Raw genomic sequence first — 19137 nt, 5'->3', positions numbered from 1 at the left:
CAGCGGGCCGCTCCAGGCTGCGACCGGACCGCCGCCGGGGACACCTGTCCAAAGCACCCGGAGGGTCCGAGGGGTCCACAGGATCCGCAGGGGCCGCAGGGTCCACAGGGGTTCTGCGCCCTTCGCCGGGCGCCGTGGAGAGGAGAGCCCGCGATGGCCTCGACCGCCGGCGTCCCCCCGGCCCGCGTGTGCGACCGGGCACGCGGCGCACTGCTCGGCCTCGCCGTCGGGGACGCCCTCGGCGCGCCCGCGGAGAACCTGAGACCCTCCGAGATCCGCGCCCGCTGGGGCCGGATCACCGGCTACGTCGCCGCCCGCCCGGCCGGGACCGACGACACCGAGTACGCCCTCTTCAGCGGGCTGCTGCTCGCCCGCCACGGCTCCGCGCTCACCCCCGCGCACGTGGAGGCCGCCTGGCACGAGCACATCACCGTCCGCGCCGAGGGACCCTTCCGCGGCGCGGGCTTCAGCGAGCGCGGCACCCTGGAGAACCTCCGCCGGGGCCTGGCGGCGCCCGTCTCCGCCCAGCACCGGCACGCCTGGAGCGACGGCCTGGCGATGCGGGCGGCGCCCTTCGGGGTGTTCGCCGCCGGGCGCCCCGCGGAGGCGGCCCGCCTGGTGGCGGTCGACGGCTCGGTCAGCCACGAGGGCGAGGGCATCCACGGCGGCCGGGCCGTGGCGGCGGGGGTGGCGGCGGCCATGGCGGGCGCGCCGCCGGTCGCGGTCGTGGCCGCCGCGCTGGCCGTCGTACCGGACGACTCCTGGACGGCCCGCTCGCTGCGCCGGGCGGCGGCCGCCGCCCACCGCGGCGAACGCGCGATCCGCTCCGCCGTCGTCATCGCCGGCTATCCGTGGTCCGACCTGGCCCCCGAAGCGGTCGCCCTCGCCTTCGGCGCGTACGCCGCCGCCGACGGCGACTTCCGCGACGCCGTCCTCACCGCCGTCAACATGGGCCGCGACGCCGACACCACGGCCGCGGTCGCGGGCGCCCTGGCCGGCGCGACCCAGGGCGTGGCCGCCGTCCCCGAGGACTGGGCGGCGGCCATCGGCCCGGCCCGCGGCACCTGTCTGCCCTCGGTGGCGGGGCGGCACGTACTGGAGGTGGCGGACCTGCTGGTGACCCGGGCGGTGCTCGACCCGGGCGGCGGAGGGGGCGCGGGGCCGGAGGCCGGTACGGGTCCGGAGGCCGGTACGGGCCTGGAGGCCGGTACCGGGCCGACCGGTGCGGGTCCGGACGCCGACGCAGGCCCGCATGCCGGTGCGGGCCAGGGCACCGCAGCAGGCCGGGGCGCCGCCGCGGGGCCGGGGGCCGGAAGCGGTACGGGGGCCGGGAGCGGTACGTCTGCCGGAATCGGCTCGGGTATTGGAATCGGCTCGGGTGCCGGTACGGGCCGGGGCGCGGGGCCCGTCCCCGTACGCCCCGCGCGGACCGCGTCCACCCCCTCGGCACCCTCGGCGCCCCCTGCTCCGGTGGGCCGCCCCGCCACCGGCGCGGTACGCCCCGACGCCGCCCCCGCCCGCTCCGCCACGGCCGGGAGCCCGGGGCACGGGACCGCCGGACCCGCCCGGCCCGCTGCCGAGCGCGCGGGCCACGACACCGCCGTACCCGCGCACGGCGTCCGTTCCCCCGCCGCCGGGCCCGCGCGGGACGGCCGTTCCGCACCTCCGCGACCCGCACCCCCGCGACCCGCGCCCGCCCTGCCCGGGTCCGCTCCGGCATCCGGGCCGCCCGCCCCGGCCGTCGTCACCCCCGGCCGCCGGGGCGCCGACGCCCCGCTCGCCACGCGGCCCGCCGGGGAGGGCGGGGCGGAACCGGACCGGGAGACCGGCGCACCGCCCCGCTCCCCGGGGGCGGTGCCCGTGCCGGGGCCGCTCGCCGGGACCGGCGCGTACGCGCTGACCGCCGACGAGGGCGAGGCGGGGCAGTGAGCGGGCGGCGGATCGAGGGGCTGCTGCTGGGGCTCGCGGCGGGGGACGCCGCCGGCTGGCCGTCCGCGCGGCACCGGGCGGCCCGGATGCCGGAGTGGACCCGGCGGCTCACCCGCGAGCTGGACACCTTCGCCGAGGAGAACGCGACGACCACGCTGCCGGTGCCCGTGGCGCTGAACCAGTCCCCCGAACCGCTGCGCCTTGGCCCCTCCGACGACGCCGAGTGGGCGGTGTTCGCGGCGGAGGCCGTGCTGCGGGCCGGGGACGACGGCGCGCTCGGCGACCTCAGCCGGGACCGCCGGACGCGCGCCGCGATCGACCTCACCTGGAACGCCGTGGCGGCCGAGGTCGCCGCGGCGGCCGGACGCGCCGCCGAGATCGAGTCGGCGGTGCTGCCGCTGCGGGCCCGCATCTCCGTCCGGGCGGGCCTCGGCAACCTGGCCACCGGGCTGCGCCCGCCCGCCACCGGCCACGACAACCCGCACTACTTCGACGACGCCGCCTGCGTACGGGCCTGCGCCCTGGCCGTGGCCCACCCCGGCGACCCCCGGCGCGCCGCCGGCCTGGCCGAGTTCGACGCCCGCTACACCCAGGACGGCGACGGCGTGCACGGCGCCCGCGCGATGGCGGCGGCGCTCTCCCTGGCGCTCACCGGGTCCGGGACCGGCGCCTGCGTGTCGGCCGCGCTCGCCGAACTCCCCGACGGCACCGAGATCGGCCGCAACGCACGGCACGCGCTGAGGCTGGCCGCGGACTGCGCGGACGCCTTCGCGCTGGTGCCGCTGCTGGAGCACGAGATCGTGGACCACGTCTACAGCTACGGCGTCGCCGCCGCCGAGACCGTCCCGGTGGCGCTCGCCCTGGCCACGGCGGCGGACGGCCGGATCGCGCGGGCGCTGCCCGCCGCCGCCTGCCTGTCCCGGGTCGCCGACTCCGCGCCCGCCCTGACCGGCGCGCTCACCGGCGCGCTGGAGGGCGCGGCGGCGATCCCCGGGCCCTGGCGGGACGCCTGCCGCACCCTGTCCGGCTGTGTGCTGCCCCGCCTCACCGGCACCGACCTCGTGGAACTCGCCGGACTCCTGGAAGCCGTACAACCGGCCCCGCCAGGAGGATGATTCGGGGCATGACGCCCAGAGAAGAAGAAACCGCCGATCCGGGAGCGGGTCTGGACGAGCGGATCACCGGCGCCCTGGTCGGCGCCGCCGTCGGCGACGCGCTCGGCGGGCCCGTCGAGGGCTACTCCCCCGAGCAGATCGCCGAGCGGCACGGCGGCCGGGTGCACGGGATCGTCGGCCCCTGGCACGGCGACGCCTGGCCCACCGCCCGCCCGCTCGCGCCCTACCACAAGGGCGACGGGCACGTCACCGACGACACCCTGATGACCCACGCGCTGGTACGGGTGTACGCGCGGGTCCGCGACCACCTCGACGCCTACGCCGTCGCAGACCACCTGGTCCCGGACCTGATGACCAACCCGCGCTGGATCCCCGAGCTGGAGCGCGAGGCGCTGCCGCTGCACCGGGTGTTCCTGGCGGAGAAGTGGCTGGTCACGCGGCTGCACTACGGCCACGTCGACCCGCGCGAGGCGGGCGTCGGCAACATCGTCAACTGCGGTGCCGCGATGTACATGGCGCCGGTCGGCCTGGTCAACGCGGGCGATCCGCGGGCCGCGTACGCGGAGGCGCTGGACGTCGCGGGCGCCCACCAGTCCTCCTACGGCCGGGAGGCGGCGGGCGTGCTCGCGGCCGGGGTGGCGGCGGCCTGCTCGCCGGGAGCGAGTGCCGAGTCGGTCGTGTCGGCCTGTCTGTCCCTGGCCAAGGACGGCACCCGGGCGGCGATCGAGGACGTCCGCGCGGCGGCCCGCCGCTGCCCGGACATCGAGTCGGCGCTCGGCGCGCTGCGGGCGGCGGTCGCCCCGTACGACACGGTCGGCCCGGACTACCGCAGCCCCTCGCTGGGCGCGCGCCGCCCGTCCCGGCTGCACGCGATCGAGGAACTGCCCGTCGCGCTGGGCCTGCTGCTGGTGGCGCGCGGCGACTACCGGCGGGCCGTCCTCGGCGCGGTGAACTACGGCCGCGACTGCGACTCCATCGCCACCATGGCCGGGGCGCTGGCCGGGGCGCTGGGCTCCCCGGTGCCCGAGGACTGGGCGAAGGCGGTGGGCGAGGCCAGCCGCCTGGACCTGTGGGAGCCCGCGCGCACGCTGACCGCGGTGGCGCGCGAGGTCTTCACCGAGGACGTACGCCGACGGCGGGCGCACGAGCGGGCGTTCGCCCTGCTGGGAGGTGCGGGATGCTCCGACTGACCTGGGTGCAGCCGGAGGACCTGCTCGGCCACGAGCTGCGCCAGGCGGCCCAGGACGGCCGTGAACCGGCGGCGGTGGCCGCGCGGTGGCGGGCGGCGGGCGGCCCCGACGCACCGGCGCGCGCCGGTGCCTCGCCGGAGCCCGTCTCACGCTATCTGCGGCTGCTGGCCGAGGACCTGCTGGACGAACTGGCCGAGCTGCCCAGCCGGCTGGCCGAGGCGGAGCCCACCGGGCCGGCCGCGATCAGGGCGCTGTGCCCCGACTGGCCCGGCCGCGCCCCGCGCCCGGGGGCCGCGCCCGCCGTCGAACGCTTCGAGGCCGCCTGGCTGGGCCGGGCCGCGGGCTGTCTGCTGGGCAAGCCGGTGGAGAAGCTCCCGCTGGCGGGCATCCGGCAGCTCGCGCGCGCCACCGGCAACTGGCCGCTGAGCACCTGGTTCACCGCCCGGGGCGTGCCCGAGGACCTGGCCGCCGCCCACCCCTGGAACCGCCGTTCGGCGGCCACCTGCCTCGCCGAGAACATCGACGGCATGCCCGAGGACGACGACCTCGACCATCCGCTGCTCGGTCTGCTCCTGCTGCGCCGCCACGGCCGCGGCTTCACCACCGCCGACCTCGCCCGCCTGTGGCTGGACGAGCTGCCCGCGGGCCGTACCTTCACCGCCGAACGCGTCGCCTACCGCAATCTGCTGCTCGGCATCGAACCGCCGCGCACCGCCCGCCACCGCAACCCCTTCCGCGAGTGGATCGGCGGCCTCATCCGCGCCGACGTGCACGGCTGGACCAACCCGGGCGATCCAGGGGCCGCCGCGGAGCAGGCGTACCGGGACGCCGCCCTCACCCACACCGGGAACGGCGTCTACGCCGCGATGTTCGCCGCCGCCGTGATCGCCGCCGCCACGAGCGGCGCCCACGACGTGCACGCCTGCCTGGCCGCCGGGCTGCGGGTGGTGCCGCCCGGCTCCCGGCTGGCCCGCGCGGTGCGGCACGCGGTCCGGCTGGCCGGTGCCCACGCGGACTTCGACACCGTCGTGGACGAACTGCACACGGCGCACGCCGGGTACCACTGGGTGCACGCCGTGCCGAACACCGCGCTGATCGCCGCCGCCCTCACCCATGCCGACGGCGACTTCACCGGCTCCATCTGCCGGGTGGTGTCGGGCGGCTGGGACACCGACTCCAACGGCGCCACCGCCGGATCGGTCGCCGGGCTGCTCGCCGGGTCCCCCGCCGCGCTCCCCGACCGCTGGACCGCCCCGCTCAAGAACCGGCTCGCCACTACCGTCGCCGACTTCGACGGCACCGGCTTCGACGCGCTGGCCCGGCTCACCCGTCAGGAGGCGTCCCGCCCATGACGCCCGACCCCGATGCCACCGAGGCGCACACCACCGGCCCGCGGGACACCGCGCCGCCGCACACCGCGCCGCCCGACACCGCGCCGCCCGACACCGCGCCGCCGCTCACCGGGCTGCGCGTCCTGGACCTCGCCACCCTGTTCGCCGGGCCCATCGCGGCCATGATGCTCGGCGACTTCGGCGCCGAGGTCATCAAGGTCGAGCATCCGGCCAGGCCCGACCCCGCCCGGGGCCACGGCCCGGCGAAGAACGGCGTCGGCCTGTGGTGGAAGCTGCTCGGCCGCAACAAGCGCGCCATCACCCTGGACCTGTCCCGCCCCGGCGGCCGGGCCACCCTGCTGCGGCTCGCCGCGACCGCCGACGTGATCGTGGAGAACTTCCGCCCCGGCACCCTGGAGCGCTGGGAGCTGGGCTGGCCGGAACTCTCGGCGGCCAATCCGCGCCTGGTGCTCGCCCGGGTCACCGGCTTCGGCCAGTTCGGCCCGTACGCGTCCCGGCCCGGCTTCGGCACCCTGGCGGAGGCGATGAGCGGCTTCGCCGCGATCACCGGGGAGCCGGACGCGCCGCCCACGCTGCCGCCCTTCGGGCTCGCCGACTCCATCGCCGGGCTGGCCACGGCGTACGCCGTGCTGACCGCGCTGGCGGCCCGCGAGCGCACCGGCCGGGGGCAGATCGTCGACATGGCGATCATCGAACCCATCCTGACCGTGCTGGGCCCGCAGCCCCTCTGGTACGACCAGCTCGGCTACGTCCAGCCGCGCACCGGCAACCGCACCCAGAACAACGCCCCGCGCAACACCTACCGCACCGCGGACGGCACCTGGGTGGCGGTCTCCGCCTCGGCGCAGTCGGTGGCCGAGCGGGTGCTGCGCCTGGTGGGGCGCCCGGAGCTGACCGCCGAGCCGTGGTTCGCGACCGGTTCCGGGCGGGCGGCGCACGCCGACCTCCTCGACGAGGCGGTCGGCGGCTGGATCGCCCGGCACACCCGCACCGAGGTCATGGCCGCCTTCGAGAAGGCCCAGGCCGCCATCGCGCCGATCCAGGACGTCCGGGACGTGGTCGCCGACCCGCAGTACCAGGCGCTGGGCACCCTCACCACCCTGTTCGACCCGGAGCTGGGCCGGATGCGCATGCAGAACGTGCTGTTCCGGCTCTCCGACACCCCGGGCGCGATCCGCTGGGCGGGCCGGCCGCACGGCGCCGACACCGAGGCGGTCCTGGCCGAGCTGGGCCTCACCCCGGAGGAAGTGGCCGCGCTGCGCGCGGAGGGCGTCCTGTGACGGTCACCGCCGCCTTCCCGCTGACCTGGCTCTACGCCCCCGGCGACCGCCCGCGGGTGGTCGCCAAGGCCCTCGCCTGCGGGGCCGACGTGGTCGTGGTCGACCTGGAGGACGCGGTCGCCCCGGACCGCAAGGAGTACGCCCGCGCCGCCACCGCGGAACTCCTGACCGAGCCGCCGCCGGTCCCCGTCCATGTGCGGGTCAACGCCCTGGACGGGCCGCTGGCCGCCGCCGATCTGGCCGCCGTCGCCGCCCGGCCGGGCCTGGCCGGGCTGCGGCTGCCCAAGGTGACGTCGGCGGAGCAGGTGGTGCGGATCGCGCGGCGGACGGAGCAGGGCGGCCCCGGCGGCGCACCGGACGGCGCGGGGGCCGCCGGGCACGGCGCGGGGCCGCCGCTGTACGCGCTGCTGGAGAACGCCCTGGCCGTCGAGCAGGCGTACGCCATCGCCTCGGCGCACCCGTCCCTGCGCGGTGTCTCGATCGGCGAGGCCGACCTCCGCGCCGACCTCGGGGTGCGCCAGGACACCGGGCTCGACTGGTGCCGGGCCCGGGTCGTCGTCGCCGCGCGCGCGGCGGGGCTGGCCCCGCCCGCGCAGTCCGTGCACCCCGACATCCGTGATCTGGAGGGGCTGGCGGCCTCCTGCGCGCACGGCCGCTCGCTGGGCTTCCTCGGCCGGGCGGCCATCCATCCCCGGCAGCTCCCCATCATCGAGCGCGCCTATCTGCCGACCGACCGCGAGCTGGAGGAGGCCGAGACCGTCGTCAAGGCGGCCACCATGGATCCGGGCGCCCAGGCCCTCGCGGACGGCCGTTTCATCGACGCGGCGGTGGTCGCGGCGGCGCGGCGCACCCTGGCGCTGGCCCGCCGCTGCTGACCGGGCGGCCGCCGGTCCCGCGCACGCGAAGGGCGCCCCCGGGACGGGAGCGCCCTGCCGCGCACAGGACCGGCGGCCGGCCAGGACGACCGCGCGGCCGCGGCGGTCAGCCCTTCTTGGCCGTACCCGCCTCGTCCTTCACCCCGGCCTCCGCCGGGGCCTCCTCGGCCGCACCGGTCGCGTCCGCGTCCCCCGCCTTGCCGGTGGGCCCGGCCGCGTCGTCGGCGGTGTCGCCGGGGGTGTGGGTGTCCTGCTTGTCCTTCTCGGGCTTGTCCTTCTCGGCCCGGTCCGCGGTGCCGTCCGCGGCGGAGGCGGTCGTGCCGGTCTCCGTCCCGGCCGCCGTCCCGTCCTCGGCGGGCAGGCCGCGCTCGACCTGGAGTTCGCGGCCCGGCCGCTTCTTCGACGAGATCCAGATGTAGGCCACGGCGAGCAGGAAGACCAGCAGGGCCGTCCAGTCGTTCAGCCGCAGGCCCAGGATGTGGTGGGCGTCGTCGACGCGCATGTACTCGATCCAGCCGCGGCCCAGGCAGTACGAGGCGACGTACAGGGCGAACGCCCGGCCGTGGCCCAGCTTGAAGCGGCGGTCGGCCCAGATCACCAGGAAGCCGACGCCGACGCACCACAGGGACTCGTAGAGGAAGGTCGGGTGGTAGTACCCGGGGACCCGGCCGTCCGTGGTCGAGGTGATGTGCAGCGCCCAGGGGACGTGGGTCTCCCGGCCGTACAGTTCCTGGTTGAACCAGTTGCCCCAGCGGCCCAGCGCCTGCGCGAAGGCGATGCCCGGCGCCACCGCGTCGGCGTACGCGGGCATCGGCACACCGCGGCGGCGGGCCCCGATCCACGCGCCGAGCGCGCCCAGCGCGATGGCACCCCAGATGCCGAGGCCGCCCTCCCACACCTTGAAGGCGTTCACCCAGTCACGGCCCTCGCCGAAATACAGCTCGTAGTCCGTGATCACGTGGTAGAGCCGACCGCCCACCAGGCCGAACGGGACGGCCCAGACGGCGATGTCGGCCACCGTGCCGGCCCGCCCGCCACGGGCGATCCAGCGCTTGTTGCCGAGCCAGACGGCTACGAAGACGCCGATGATGATGCAGAACGCGTAGCCGCGCAGCGGAAGGGGACCGAGGTACACCACTCCGTGCGACGGGCTGGGAATGTAGGCAAGTTCCATGGCAGGGTCGACGCTACCGCAGCCGGAGCGGGGCCAGGACGAGCAGCCCGGCTACGGGTCCATAACGGGCCGCCGCCCGGCGGCGGCACCGCCCGGGGACACACCCGGCCCTCACCGGACCCTTACCCGCGCCTTGCCCCGCTCCCGTCCGGACCGTGCTCATCCCTTGTCCGCCGCTTCGACCTGCTGCTTGAGCCTGGCCGGGGTCATCGACCGGTCCTCCAGGATGTTCTTGCCGTTGAGCAGGACGGTCGGGGTGCCCGAGAAGCCGCCGGACTGGAACGCCCGGTGGGACTTGTCGACCCAGCTGTCGTGCGTCCCCTTGTCGACACAGGCGCGGAAGGCCGGGGTGTCCAGGCCCTTCACCTTGCCTGCCAGCCGGATCAGCGCGGCGTTGTCGGCGAAGGCGTCGTCCGTCTCCTTGGGCTGGTTGTCGTAGAGCACGTCGTGGAAGGCCGGGAAGTGCCCGGCGTCCTGGGCGCAGGCCGCCGCGTTGGCCGCGCGCAGCGAGCCGCTGCCGCCGAGGTTGCCGTCGATCAGGCGCACCAGGTGGTACTCGACGCGGAGCTTGCCGGAGTCGACGAGGGAGTGCACCGTCGGCCGGTACGCCGCCTCGAACGCCTGGCAGGCCGGGCAGCGGAAGTCCTCCCACACGGTGAGCGTCGACCGGGCGCCGTCCTTGCCGACCGGGATCGCGAGACCGTCCTTGCCCTGCGCGCCCGAGGGCGCCGCGACCGGGCCCGCGCCGCTGCTGCTCTTGTCCTTGCCGGAGTTCGCGGCGAGCACGCCGATCACCGTCGCCAGGGCCAGTACACAGACCACACTGGCGGCCACGATCAGCGTGCGCCGACGCCGCTCGGAGGCCTTCTGCTTCTCGCGCTGGACCGCCAGCCGCTGCCGGGCGGTGCGCTTCGCGTCATGGTTCTTCTCGCTCACACCCCCAGAACGAACCGGGGAGGCGCAATGCGCCTCCCCGGTCCCAGGTCCACCCGTTCGAGTGACCGAATGTTCTGCTGTGTCCGTTCTGCGGCGTCCGCCGCGCGGCGCCGCGCGTCCGGCTACGCCTGGCCGCGCACCCCGCGGGCCAGTTCGCCGGCCAGTTCCCGGACGGCCTCGACACCGGCGGCGGCGTCCGGGGCGTCCAGCATCCGCTTGACGAACGCCGAGCCGACGATGACACCGTCGGCGAAGCCCGCGACCTCCGCGGCCTGGGCCGGGGTGGAGACGCCGAGCCCGACGCAGACGGGCAGTCCCGTGCCCGTGCCGCGGGTGCGCCGCACCAGGTCCTGGGCCTGCGCGCCGACCGACTCGCGGGTGCCGGTGACCCCCATGAGCGAGGCGGCGTAGACGAAGCCGGAACCGGCGGCGGTGATCTCGGTGAGCCGTTCGTCCTTGCTGCTGGGCGCCACCACGAAGACGGTCGCCAGACCGTGCTTGTCGGCGTGCTCGCGCCACAGCGCGGACTCCTGCACGGGCAGGTCGGGCAGGATGCACCCGGCGCCGCCCGCGTCGGCCAGCTCGGCGGTGAACCGCTCCACGCCGTAGCGGTCGATGGGGTTCCAGTACGTCATGACCAGGACCGGCTTGCCGGTGGCCGCGTGCGCCTCGCGGACCGTGCGCATGACGTCCGCGATCCGCACACCGCCGCGCAGGGCGATGTCGTCGGCGGTCTGGATGACCGGGCCGTCCAGGACCGGGTCGCTGTGCGGCAGCCCGACCTCCACGACGTCGGCGCCGCCGTCGAAGACGGCCTTGATCGCCTCGATGCCGCCGTCCACGGTCGGGAAGCCCGCCGGGAGGTAGGCGATGAGCGCGGCGCGGTCCTCGGCGCGGGCGGCGGCGAGGGTGTCCGACAGAAGCTGGATGGTGCCGCTCACTTGGCGTCCCCCTCGATCTCGGCGGTGTCGGCCGCGTCGGCGGCCACCTCGGCGTCGGCGTCGTACAGGCCGAAGTAGCGGGCGGCGGTGTCCATGTCCTTGTCGCCGCGCCCGGAGAGGTTGACCACGAGCAGCCCGTCCGGGCCCAGCTCCCGGCCGACCTCCAGGGCGCCGGCCAGCGCGTGGGCGCTCTCGATGGCCGGGATGATGCCCTCGGTGCGCGACAGCAGGCGCAGCGCCTGCATGGCGGCGTCGTCGGTGACGGCGCGGTACTCGCCGCGGCCGGAGTCCTTGAGGTAGGAGTGCTCGGGGCCGATGCCCGGGTAGTCGAGCCCGGCCGAGATGGAGTACGGCTCGGTGATCTGGCCCTCGTCGTCCTGGAGGACGTAGGAGCGGGAGCCGTGCAGCACGCCCGGCTCGCCCGCGGTCAGGGTCGCCGCGTGCTCGCCGCTCTCCACGCCGTGCCCGGCCGGCTCGCAGCCGATCAGGCGGACGCCGGTGTCGGGGATGAAGGCGTGGAAGAGGCCGATGGCGTTGGAGCCGCCGCCGACGCACGCGACGGCGGCGTCCGGCAGCCGTCCGGCGCGCTCCAGGAGCTGGCGGCGCGCCTCGACGCCGATGACCCGGTGGAAGTCGCGGACCATGGCCGGGAAGGGGTGCGGACCGGCGACGGTGCCGAACAGGTAGTGGGTACGGTCGACGTTGGCGACCCAGTCGCGGAACGCCTCGTTGATGGCGTCCTTCAGGGTGCGGCTGCCGGACTTCACGGCCACGACCTCGGCGCCGAGCATGCGCATCCGGGCCACGTTCAGGGCCTGCCGCTCGGTGTCGATCTCGCCCATGTAGACCGTGCAGTCCAGGCCGAACAGGGCGCAGGCGGTGGCGGTGGCGACGCCGTGCTGGCCGGCGCCGGTCTCCGCGATCACCCGCGTCTTGCCCATGCGCTTGGTGAGCAGCGCCTGGCCGAGCACGTTGTTGATCTTGTGGGAGCCGGTGTGGTTCAGGTCCTCGCGCTTGAGGAACACCCGGGCGCCGCCCGCGTGTTCGGCGAAGCGGGGCACCTCGGTCAGGGCGCTGGGCCGGCCGGTGTAGTGGACGAGCAGATCGTCCAGCTCACGGGCGAAGGCGGGGTCGGCCTTCGCCTTGTCGTACTCGACGGCGACCTCGTCCACGGCGGCGACCAGGGCCTCCGGGATGAACTTGCCGCCGTACGCGCCGAAGTAGCCCTCGGCGCTGGGGACCTGACCGTCCTGGTCGGGGAAGAAGAATTCGCTGGGCATGCCAGAACCTCACGGTGAGTGCGTGGGACAACACTGTGCGCCGTGGGGGCGGGACGGCGTCCGGCGGCGGGCCGGACGCGGTTGCTCGCGCCCCGTCAGGGGCGCTGCCATCGGCGGCCGTTGACCTGCCCCGGTTCGGCACCGATGACGTACCGGACGCGTCGGCCGTGCACCCGCCGCGCCGGGGCGCGGCAGCCCCGGGGGCGGCAGCCGCGCGCCAGGCGCGCGTGCCGGTCGGCGGTCGTCATGGTGAGCGTCATCGGTGCCCAGCCTACCGGCGGCTCAGCCGCGGCCGTGCCGCAGTGCGGGGTGCGCCCCGGCGGCCACCAGGTCGGCGACGGCCGTCCTCGGGTCGCGGCCGGTGACCAGGGACTCGCCGACCAGGACGGCGTCGGCCCCGGCGTTGGCGTAGGCGATCAGGTCGTGCGGGCCGCGGACCCCGGACTCGGCGACCTTGACGATGCTGTCCGGGATCTCCGGCGCGACGCGCTCGAAGGTGTCGCGGTCGACCTCCAGCGTCCGCAGGTTGCGCGCGTTGACGCCGATCACCTTGGCACCGGCGTCCACGGCGCGCTCGACCTCGTCCTCGTCGTGGACCTCCACGAGCGGGGTGAGCCCGATGGACACGGCGCGCTCGATCAGCGACTCCAGGGCCGGCTGGTCGAGGGCGGCGACGATCAGCAGGGCGAGGTCGGCGCCGTAGGCGCGGGCCTCCCACAGCTGGTACGACGTGACGATGAAGTCCTTGCGCAGCACGGGGATGTCCACCCGGGCGCGGACGGCCTCCAGGTCGGCGAGCGAGCCGCCGAAGCGGCGCTGCTCGGTGAGGACCGAGATGACGGAGGCGCCGCCCGCCTCGTAGTCGGCGGCGAGTCCGGCCGGGTCGGCGATCGCGGCCAGCGCGCCCTTGGACGGGCTGGAGCGCTTGACCTCGCAGATCACCTTGACGCCGTCGCCGCCGAGCGCGGCGAGCCCGTCCTTGGCGGCCGGTGCCTTCGCCGCGCGCTCCTTGAGCTCGTCGAGGCTGACGCGCGCCTGCCGCTCCGAAAGGTCGGCACGGACTCCGTCGATGATCTCGTCGAGCACACTCACGCGAGCGGCCCCCTTCCAGACGGTGGGATGTTCCAGCGGGTCGAGCGGCCTCCGGCGGGCCGCCTGCGGCGGATCGTGCGGATCTGACGGATCTGGCGGATCAAGCGGGCGGAACCGGTGGTCACTGCGATGGTATCCGCAGGAGGGGCGAGGGCTCACATCCGGCCGACCGCGGTCCCATTACCTGGACAGACACCGGACGATCAAGGGTGGAGCCAGCCGCCGAACGGCAGGTTCCGGACAACGGCGAAGAGCGCGAACAGGGCGCCCAGGCTCCACAGGAGCGCCGGGGGCGGCGCGAGACGCAGGGGGCGCCCGCGGATCGCGTGGACGGTCCACAGCGTCCACAGCACGGCGAAGGCCAGATAGCCGAGGACGGCCGGGGCGTTGTCCCGCAGGGCCGTGAGGAGGTCGCCGTGGGCGAAGGCGTGGGCGCTGCGCAGTCCGCCGCAGCCGGGGCAGTACAGGCCGGTGAGGCGCAGCAGCGGGCAGGCGGGGTAGTGCCCCGGCTCGCCGGGGTCCACCACCGCGACGTACGCGAAGGCACCGGCGACGGCCGCGAGCACCGCGCCGGGTACGGCGAGCCGTCCGAGCACCTGCCCGGGGCGCGCTCCGGGGGCCGTCCCGCCGTCGCGGGCGCCCCGGGGGCCGGGGACGGGCGTCCGGCCGCGCGGCGCCCGGTGACTGTCTGCGTTCACCTGTCGCATTCTGCCCGCGGCGCGGCCTGCGCGCGCGGGATGCGCGGCGGGCACGTCGCGCACACGCGTGAGGGGCGGCTGCCGGCCGCCCCTTCCCGTCGTGCCCGTCGTGCCGCGCGGTGCGCCGCGAGGCTGTCAGCCCTTGGCACCGGCCGGGGCGCCCTTGACGGCCACCTGGTGCACCGGGTGCTCGTTCTTCTGGCCCATGCCCATCAGGCGCATGACGCCGCCGACGACACCGCCGAGCAGCACGATGCCCATGCTGACCCAGAAGCCGACGGGCTGGGCCATCACCATGAAGGCGCCACCGGCGCAGAAACCGATGAAGGCGATGATGACACCGGTCCAGGCGGCCGGGGTGTGACCGTGGCTGCTGCCCGCCATGACTTGCTCCTCGTTGCTTGTGCGTCGCTTGTACGTCGCTCGTGCGGCGCCGGTACGGATCCGAGCCGGATGCTCGGTTCCATTGTCCCGTACGCGTGCACGCGACGTGAGCGGGGGTCGCTCCTCGCGACCCGTTTCATCCCATCGGGAAGGCGGACCGGCCGGGCGGCGGTCAGGCGGGGCCCGTGCCGGTCGGGTCCTCGCCGCGGTCGAGGGCCTTCCAGAGGTCCTCGGGCCGGTCGGGGTCGAGGGGCTTGGCCGCGCGGGGGCGCGGCGCGCCGGAGCGTTCGTAGCGGCCGGACATCGCGGGCCACGACCTGCCGTAGCGCAGGGCCAGCAGCCCGGCGAGCAGGAGCAGCACGCCGCCGGCCACGGCGACGTAGGGCCAGCCGGTGTGACTGAGCGAGGCGGCGGTCGCGGCGGTGTCGCCGGAGGCCTGCGCGGCCTTCTCGTCGAGCGCGCCGTCGTCGGAGGCGCCGTTGAGGGCGGCGGCGACGGTGCCCGCGCCGGAGAGCGCGAGCAGGGCGGCGACCAGCACGCGCCCGGAGCGGCGGACCGCGAAGACGGCGACCAGCGCGGCCAGTCCCACGACGGCGAGCGCCGCGGGCACGCCCGTGATGTCGCTGCCCCTGGCGGTCAGCGGGAAGGCCCCGCCGGCCACCGAGGCGGTGCCCTCCGCCCAGCGCTGCCGGGAGGCCAGCAGCGCCACGGCGGCGCCGGCCGCCCCGCACAGCAGGGCGACGGCGAGGCTGCGGCGGCCGGAGCGGGCGGCGGCGGCCTCGGGACGGGGGTGAGGTACGGCAGTCACGTGCTCCACTATCGCGTGCGCGGCGGGCGGAGCGTCACCCGGGGTTCCGTGAGATGCGCCCCACCGGCCTGGCGCGCCGCCCGCAGCCGCCCTACGGGGCCAGCCGGTTGGCGGTGTGGACCGCGCGCAGCACGGCGGCGGCCTTGTTGCGGCACTCCATGTCCTCGGCGACCGGGTCGGAGTCGGCGACGATGCCCGCGCCCGCCTGGACGTAGGCGGTGCCGTCGCGCAGCAGCGCGGTGCGGATGGCGATGGCGGTGTCGGAGTCCCCGGCGAAGTCGAGGTAGCCGACGCAGCCGCCGTACAGGCCGCGCCGGGAGGGTTCGAGCTCGTCGATGATCTGGAGGGCGCGCGGCTTGGGCGCGCCGGACAGGGTGCCGGCCGGGAAGCAGGCGGTGAGCACGTCGAAGGCGGTGCGGCCGGGGGCGACGCGGCCGGTCACGGTGGAGACGATGTGCATCACGTGCGAGTAGCGCTCGATGGACATGAAGTCGACGACCTCGACGGAGCCCGGTTCACAGACCCGGCCCAGGTCGTTGCGGCCGAGGTCGACGAGCATCAGGTGCTCGGCGCGCTCCTTGGGGTCGGCGAGGAGTTCGTCGGCGAGGGCCTGGTCCTGCTGCGGGGTGGCGCCGCGCGGCCGGGTGCCGGCGATGGGGTGGACCATGGCCCGCCCGTCCTCCACCTTGACCAGCGCCTCGGGCGAGGAGCCGACGACGTCGAAGCCGTCGAGGCGGAACAGGTACATGTACGGCGAGGGGTTGGTGGCCCGCAGCACCCGGTAGACGTCCAGGGCGCTCGCGGTGCACGGCGTCTCGAACCGCTGCGAGGGCACGACCTGGAACGCCTCGCCCGCGCGGATGCGCTCCTTGACGTCGTCGACGGCCGCCCGGAAGTCGGCGCCGCCCCACCGGGCGGTGTACTCGGGCAGCTCGGAGGGCGGCAGCGCGGCCGGGGGCTGGGCGACGGGCCGGGACAGGTCGGCCTCCATCGCGTCGAGGCGGGCGACGGCGTCCGCGTACGCCTCGTCGACGCCGGTGTCGAGGTCGTTGTGGTTGATCGCGTTGGCGATCAGCAGGACCGTGCCGTCCCAGTGGTCGAGGACGGCCAGGTCGGAGGTGAGCAGCATGGTCAGCTCGGGCAGCTTCAGGTCGTCGCGCTCGCCGGGGCCGACCTTCTCCAGGCGGCGCACGATGTCGTAGCCGAGGTAGCCGACCATGCCGCCGGTGAAGGGCGGCAGGCCCAGGTCCTGGGCGAGGTCGCGCGGGGTGTGCAGGGCCTCGACGGTGGCCCGCAGGGCGGCGAGCGGGTCGCCCTCGACGGGGACGCCGACCGGCGGGCTGCCCAGCCAGTGGGTGCGGCCGTCGCGCGCGGTGAGCGTGGCGGAGCTGCGGACGCCCACGAAGGAGTACCGGGACCAGGAGCGGCCGTTCTCCGCGGACTCCAGCAGGAAGGTGCCGGGGCGCTCGGCGGCGAGCTTGCGGTAGAGCGCGACGGGGGTGTCGCCGTCGGCGAGGAGCTTGCGAGTGACCGGGATGACGCGGCGGTCACCGGCCAGCTTGCGGAAGGTGTCGAGGTCCATGGCGGCCGACCCTACTGATCCGCGGCCGGTGCGCCGGAATCCGCGCGGCCGGACGCCCCGTCCGGGGCGGACACGGCGGGCTCGGCGGACGCGTCCGGTCCGGCGGTGGCGTCCGCGCGCAGCACGTCGGCGTCGAAGCAGGTGCGGTCGCCGGTGTGGCAGGCGGCGCCGACCTGGTCGACCTTGACCAGCAGGGTGTCGGCGTCGCAGTCCAGGGCGACCGACTTCACCCACTGGACGTGCCCGGAGGTGTCGCCCTTGACCCAGTACTCGCGGCGGCTGCGCGACCAGTAGGTGCAGCGTCCGGTGGTCAGGGTGCGGTGCAGCGCCTCGTCGTCCATCCAGCCGAGCATGAGCACCTCGCCGGTGTCGTACTGCTGGGCGATGGCGGGGACGAGTCCGTCGGCGCCGCGCTTGAGCCGCGCGGCGATCTCGGGGGCGAGGCTGCTGGACCGGGCGGTGCCGGGCGTGCTGGTCATGGGTGCCATTGTGCCGCGCGGGAGCGGCGGACCGGGCGACGGTCCGGTGGGCGGACGGGCCGGGGGGTCGTAGGCTGACAGCATGTCGACCTTCGCCAAGCGTGAACGGCTTCTGCTCGCCGACCTCTTGGAAACCGCGGGGCCGGAGGCGCCCACCCTCTGTGAGGGCTGGCGCACCCGCGATCTCGCGGCGCACGTGGTGGTGCGCGAGCGGCGCCCGGACGCGGCCGGCGGCGCGCTGATCAAGCCGCTGGCGGGGCGTCTGGAGAAGGTGCTGGAGGAGTACGCGGCGAAGCCGTACGAGGAGCTGATCCAGCTCATCAGGACCGGGCCGCCGCGGTTCTCACCCTTCCAGCTCAAGCAGGTGGACGAGGCGGCCAACACCGTCGAGTTCTATGTGCACGCCGAGGACGTGCGGCGGGCGCAGCCCGACTGGGCGCCGCGCGAGCTGGACCCGGTCTTCCAGGAGGCCCTGTGGTCGCGTCTGGAGCGCACCGCGCGGCTGCTGGGCCGGGGCATCCCGACGGGTCTGGTGCTGCGCCGGCCCAACGGCCAGACGACCGTCGCCCATCGCGGGACCCCGGTGGTCACGGCGACGGGCGAGCCGTCGGAGCTGCTGCTGTTCGCCTTCGGGCGGCAGGGCAGGGCCCGGGTGGAGCTGGAGGGCGAGCAGGACGCGATCGCGAAGGTGTCGGAGACCAGGCAGCTGGGCTTCTGATCCCCCCGGGTCCGGCCGTCAGGGGAGCTCGGCGCGGCGCAGGTCGCGGGCGCCCAGGACGACGAGTCCGGCCAGGCCGCTGATCGCGGCGCAGGCGGCGAAGACGGGTCCGGTGCCCCACAGGGCGACGCCCGCGCCGACCAGCGGGAAGGTGAGCGGTGCGACACCGAACCCGACGAGCGTGGAGACCGAGGTGACCCGGCCGAGGTAGGCGGCGCCCGCGCGGGCCTGGACCAGCGCCCCGCACAGCGCTCCGGCGAGGCCCGCGCTCACGCCGATGACCAGGGCCGTGACGGCGGCGGCGGGGACGGACGGCGTCAGGGCCAGGGCGGCGACCGCGACCGCGGAGACGGCGTTGGCGAGGGCGGCCACCGCTCCGGCGCGCGGTATCCGGCCGCGCCAGGTGAGCAGGACCGAGGCCGCCCCGGCGCCGGTGCCGAAGCCGGCGAGCACCCAGCCGAGGCCGGCGGTCCCCCAGTCGCGCTGCTGGGCGAGCAGGGTGAGGCCGAGGTTCATCGGGCCGACGAAGCCGAGGTCGCTGAGGGCGATGGCCAGGACCAGGGGGCGCAGGACGGGGTCCCGGCGGATGTGGCGCAGGCCGTCGCGCAGTTCGGCGCCGAGGGCCCGCCGGGCGGGTCCGGCGGCACCGGGCGCGGGGTCGCCGACCCGCACCAGGAACAGCAGCGGCAGGGACATGCCGACGAGGAGGGCGGCGAGGCCGAAGGCCCCCGCGGTGCCGCCGAGGGCGACGCCGAGGCCGCCGAGCGGGCCGCCGAGGACGTTGGCGAGCCGGACGGCGAGGCCGCGCAGGCCCTGGACGCGGGCGAGCTGGTCGCGGGCGGCGATCCGGCCGGGCAGGGCGCCCGCGGCGGGCAGGAAGACGGCGTCGACGAGTCCGAAGAGCACGGCGACCGCGCCCAGCGTCCACAGCCCCGGGCTGGCGACCAGCAGCAGGACGGCCGCGGTCAGCACGAGGGCGGAGCGGACGGCGGTGCTGCCCAGGACCACCCGGCGCGGCCCGTAGCGGTCGGCCACCACTCCCCCGCCCAGCATCAGCAGGGCGCGGGGCAGCGCCCCGGCGGCGGTGACGAGCCCGGCCTGCGCGGGGGTGCCGGACTGGACGGCCGCCCAGGACAGGGCGATGTAGTAGACGTTGTCGCCGACCGCGGAGGAGAGGTATCCGCCGAGCCAGCGCAGGACGTTGGGGTCGCGGTGGGCGGGTCTGCCGTGCGGTGCGGCGGCCGGGGGCGTGAGCGTGGTGGTCACGGCGGTACGTCCTCTCAGACGCGGCGGCCCTGGCCCCG

General features: G+C 76.2%; 19 protein-coding genes. 7 read left to right on the top strand and 12 right to left on the bottom strand.

All coding sequences use genetic code 11. From position 1 onward, the window contains the following. Positions 1–153: 153 nt before the first annotated feature. The 6 genes from ACWDYF_RS06580 to ACWDYF_RS06555 are packed head-to-tail and all read left to right on the top strand — an operon-like array spanning position 154 to position 7741. Positions 154–1929, top strand: a complete 1776-nt coding sequence (locus ACWDYF_RS06580) for an ADP-ribosylglycohydrolase family protein (RefSeq protein ID WP_389466731.1) — start codon at positions 154–156, stop codon at positions 1927–1929. Beyond that, positions 1926–3044, top strand: a complete 1119-nt coding sequence (locus tag ACWDYF_RS06575) for an ADP-ribosylglycohydrolase family protein (protein ID WP_389466733.1) — start codon at positions 1926–1928, stop codon at positions 3042–3044. Before ACWDYF_RS06580 ends, ACWDYF_RS06575 begins: the two co-directional genes overlap by 4 nt. A gap of 8 nt (positions 3045–3052) precedes the next feature. Then, on the top strand, positions 3053–4234 hold the full coding sequence (locus tag ACWDYF_RS06570; protein ID WP_389466736.1) for an ADP-ribosylglycohydrolase family protein: 1182 nt from the start codon (positions 3053–3055) through the stop codon (positions 4232–4234). Beyond that, a complete protein-coding gene (locus ACWDYF_RS06565) occupies positions 4222–5586 on the top strand; it encodes an ADP-ribosylglycohydrolase family protein (RefSeq protein WP_389466739.1) in 1365 nt (454 codons plus the stop codon). Before ACWDYF_RS06570 ends, ACWDYF_RS06565 begins: the two co-directional genes overlap by 13 nt. After that, positions 5583–6866 (top strand): CaiB/BaiF CoA transferase family protein, encoded by a 1284-nt coding sequence (locus ACWDYF_RS06560; protein ID WP_389466742.1) that lies wholly within the window; start codon positions 5583–5585, stop codon positions 6864–6866. The genes ACWDYF_RS06565 and ACWDYF_RS06560 overlap by 4 nt, the downstream gene beginning before the upstream one ends. Next, positions 6863–7741 (top strand): HpcH/HpaI aldolase/citrate lyase family protein, encoded by an 879-nt coding sequence (locus tag ACWDYF_RS06555; RefSeq protein ID WP_381743783.1) that lies wholly within the window; start codon positions 6863–6865, stop codon positions 7739–7741. The genes ACWDYF_RS06560 and ACWDYF_RS06555 overlap by 4 nt, the downstream gene beginning before the upstream one ends. 106 nt (positions 7742–7847) lie before the next feature. Here the strand turns inward: ACWDYF_RS06555 and lgt are convergent, their stop codons facing one another. The 11 genes from lgt to hisI form a co-directional block, all read right to left on the bottom strand. Then, the gene (gene lgt / locus ACWDYF_RS06550) at positions 7848–8915 is read right to left on the bottom strand and encodes a prolipoprotein diacylglyceryl transferase (RefSeq protein WP_389466745.1); all 1068 of its coding nucleotides are present in this window, start codon (positions 8913–8915) and stop codon (positions 7848–7850) included. Between the two features lie 159 nt (positions 8916–9074). Next, positions 9075–9851 (bottom strand): DsbA family protein, encoded by a 777-nt coding sequence (locus ACWDYF_RS06545; protein WP_381743781.1) that lies wholly within the window; start codon positions 9849–9851, stop codon positions 9075–9077. Between the two features lie 122 nt (positions 9852–9973). Beyond that, positions 9974–10792 carry a tryptophan synthase subunit alpha gene (gene trpA, locus ACWDYF_RS06540; protein WP_064532461.1) on the bottom strand — a complete coding sequence of 273 codons (819 nt, stop codon included), beginning with the start codon at positions 10790–10792 and terminating at the stop codon, positions 9974–9976. Further along, on the bottom strand, positions 10789–12072 hold the full coding sequence (trpB, locus tag ACWDYF_RS06535) for a tryptophan synthase subunit beta (protein ID WP_018567528.1): 1284 nt from the start codon (positions 12070–12072) through the stop codon (positions 10789–10791). The genes trpA and trpB overlap by 4 nt, the downstream gene beginning before the upstream one ends. A gap of 95 nt (positions 12073–12167) precedes the next feature. Beyond that, a complete protein-coding gene (gene trpM, locus ACWDYF_RS06530; protein WP_018567527.1) occupies positions 12168–12332 on the bottom strand; it encodes a tryptophan biosynthesis modulator TrpM in 165 nt (54 codons plus the stop codon). Positions 12333–12354: 22 nt separating this feature from the next. Next, the gene (gene trpC / locus ACWDYF_RS06525) at positions 12355–13164 is read right to left on the bottom strand and encodes an indole-3-glycerol phosphate synthase TrpC (protein ID WP_381743780.1); all 810 of its coding nucleotides are present in this window, start codon (positions 13162–13164) and stop codon (positions 12355–12357) included. A gap of 203 nt (positions 13165–13367) precedes the next feature. Then, positions 13368–13871, bottom strand: a complete 504-nt coding sequence (locus tag ACWDYF_RS06520; protein ID WP_381743779.1) for a DUF2752 domain-containing protein — start codon at positions 13869–13871, stop codon at positions 13368–13370. 126 nt (positions 13872–13997) lie between these two features. Next, a complete protein-coding gene (locus ACWDYF_RS06515) occupies positions 13998–14246 on the bottom strand; it encodes an HGxxPAAW family protein (RefSeq protein WP_381743778.1) in 249 nt (82 codons plus the stop codon). 172 nt (positions 14247–14418) lie between these two features. Beyond that, on the bottom strand, positions 14419–15063 hold the full coding sequence (locus tag ACWDYF_RS06510; protein ID WP_389466752.1) for a TIGR02234 family membrane protein: 645 nt from the start codon (positions 15061–15063) through the stop codon (positions 14419–14421). An 82-nt stretch (positions 15064–15145) separates the two neighbouring features. Then, a complete protein-coding gene (locus ACWDYF_RS06505) occupies positions 15146–16636 on the bottom strand; it encodes an anthranilate synthase component I (RefSeq protein WP_389466756.1) in 1491 nt (496 codons plus the stop codon). Positions 16637–16647: 11 nt separating this feature from the next. After that, positions 16648–17115 (bottom strand): phosphoribosyl-AMP cyclohydrolase, encoded by a 468-nt coding sequence (hisI, locus tag ACWDYF_RS06500; protein WP_389466761.1) that lies wholly within the window; start codon positions 17113–17115, stop codon positions 16648–16650. A gap of 82 nt (positions 17116–17197) precedes the next feature. Here hisI and ACWDYF_RS06495 point away from each other — a divergent pair, with 82 nt between their 5' ends. Further along, entirely contained in the window at positions 17198–17833 is a 636-nt protein-coding gene (locus ACWDYF_RS06495; RefSeq protein ID WP_018567520.1) for a TIGR03085 family metal-binding protein, read from the top strand. 18 nt (positions 17834–17851) lie between these two features. On the opposite strand, the gene ACWDYF_RS06490 is transcribed toward ACWDYF_RS06495, so the two are convergent. Next, a complete protein-coding gene (locus ACWDYF_RS06490) occupies positions 17852–19099 on the bottom strand; it encodes an MFS transporter (protein WP_381743774.1) in 1248 nt (415 codons plus the stop codon). Positions 19100–19137: the final 38 nt, after the last annotated feature.

It is taken from the genome of Streptomyces sp. NPDC003284 (genome assembly GCF_053589675.1).
Note: the sequence above shows the minus strand (reverse complement) of the source record. Positions and strands in the feature narration are given on the sequence as shown.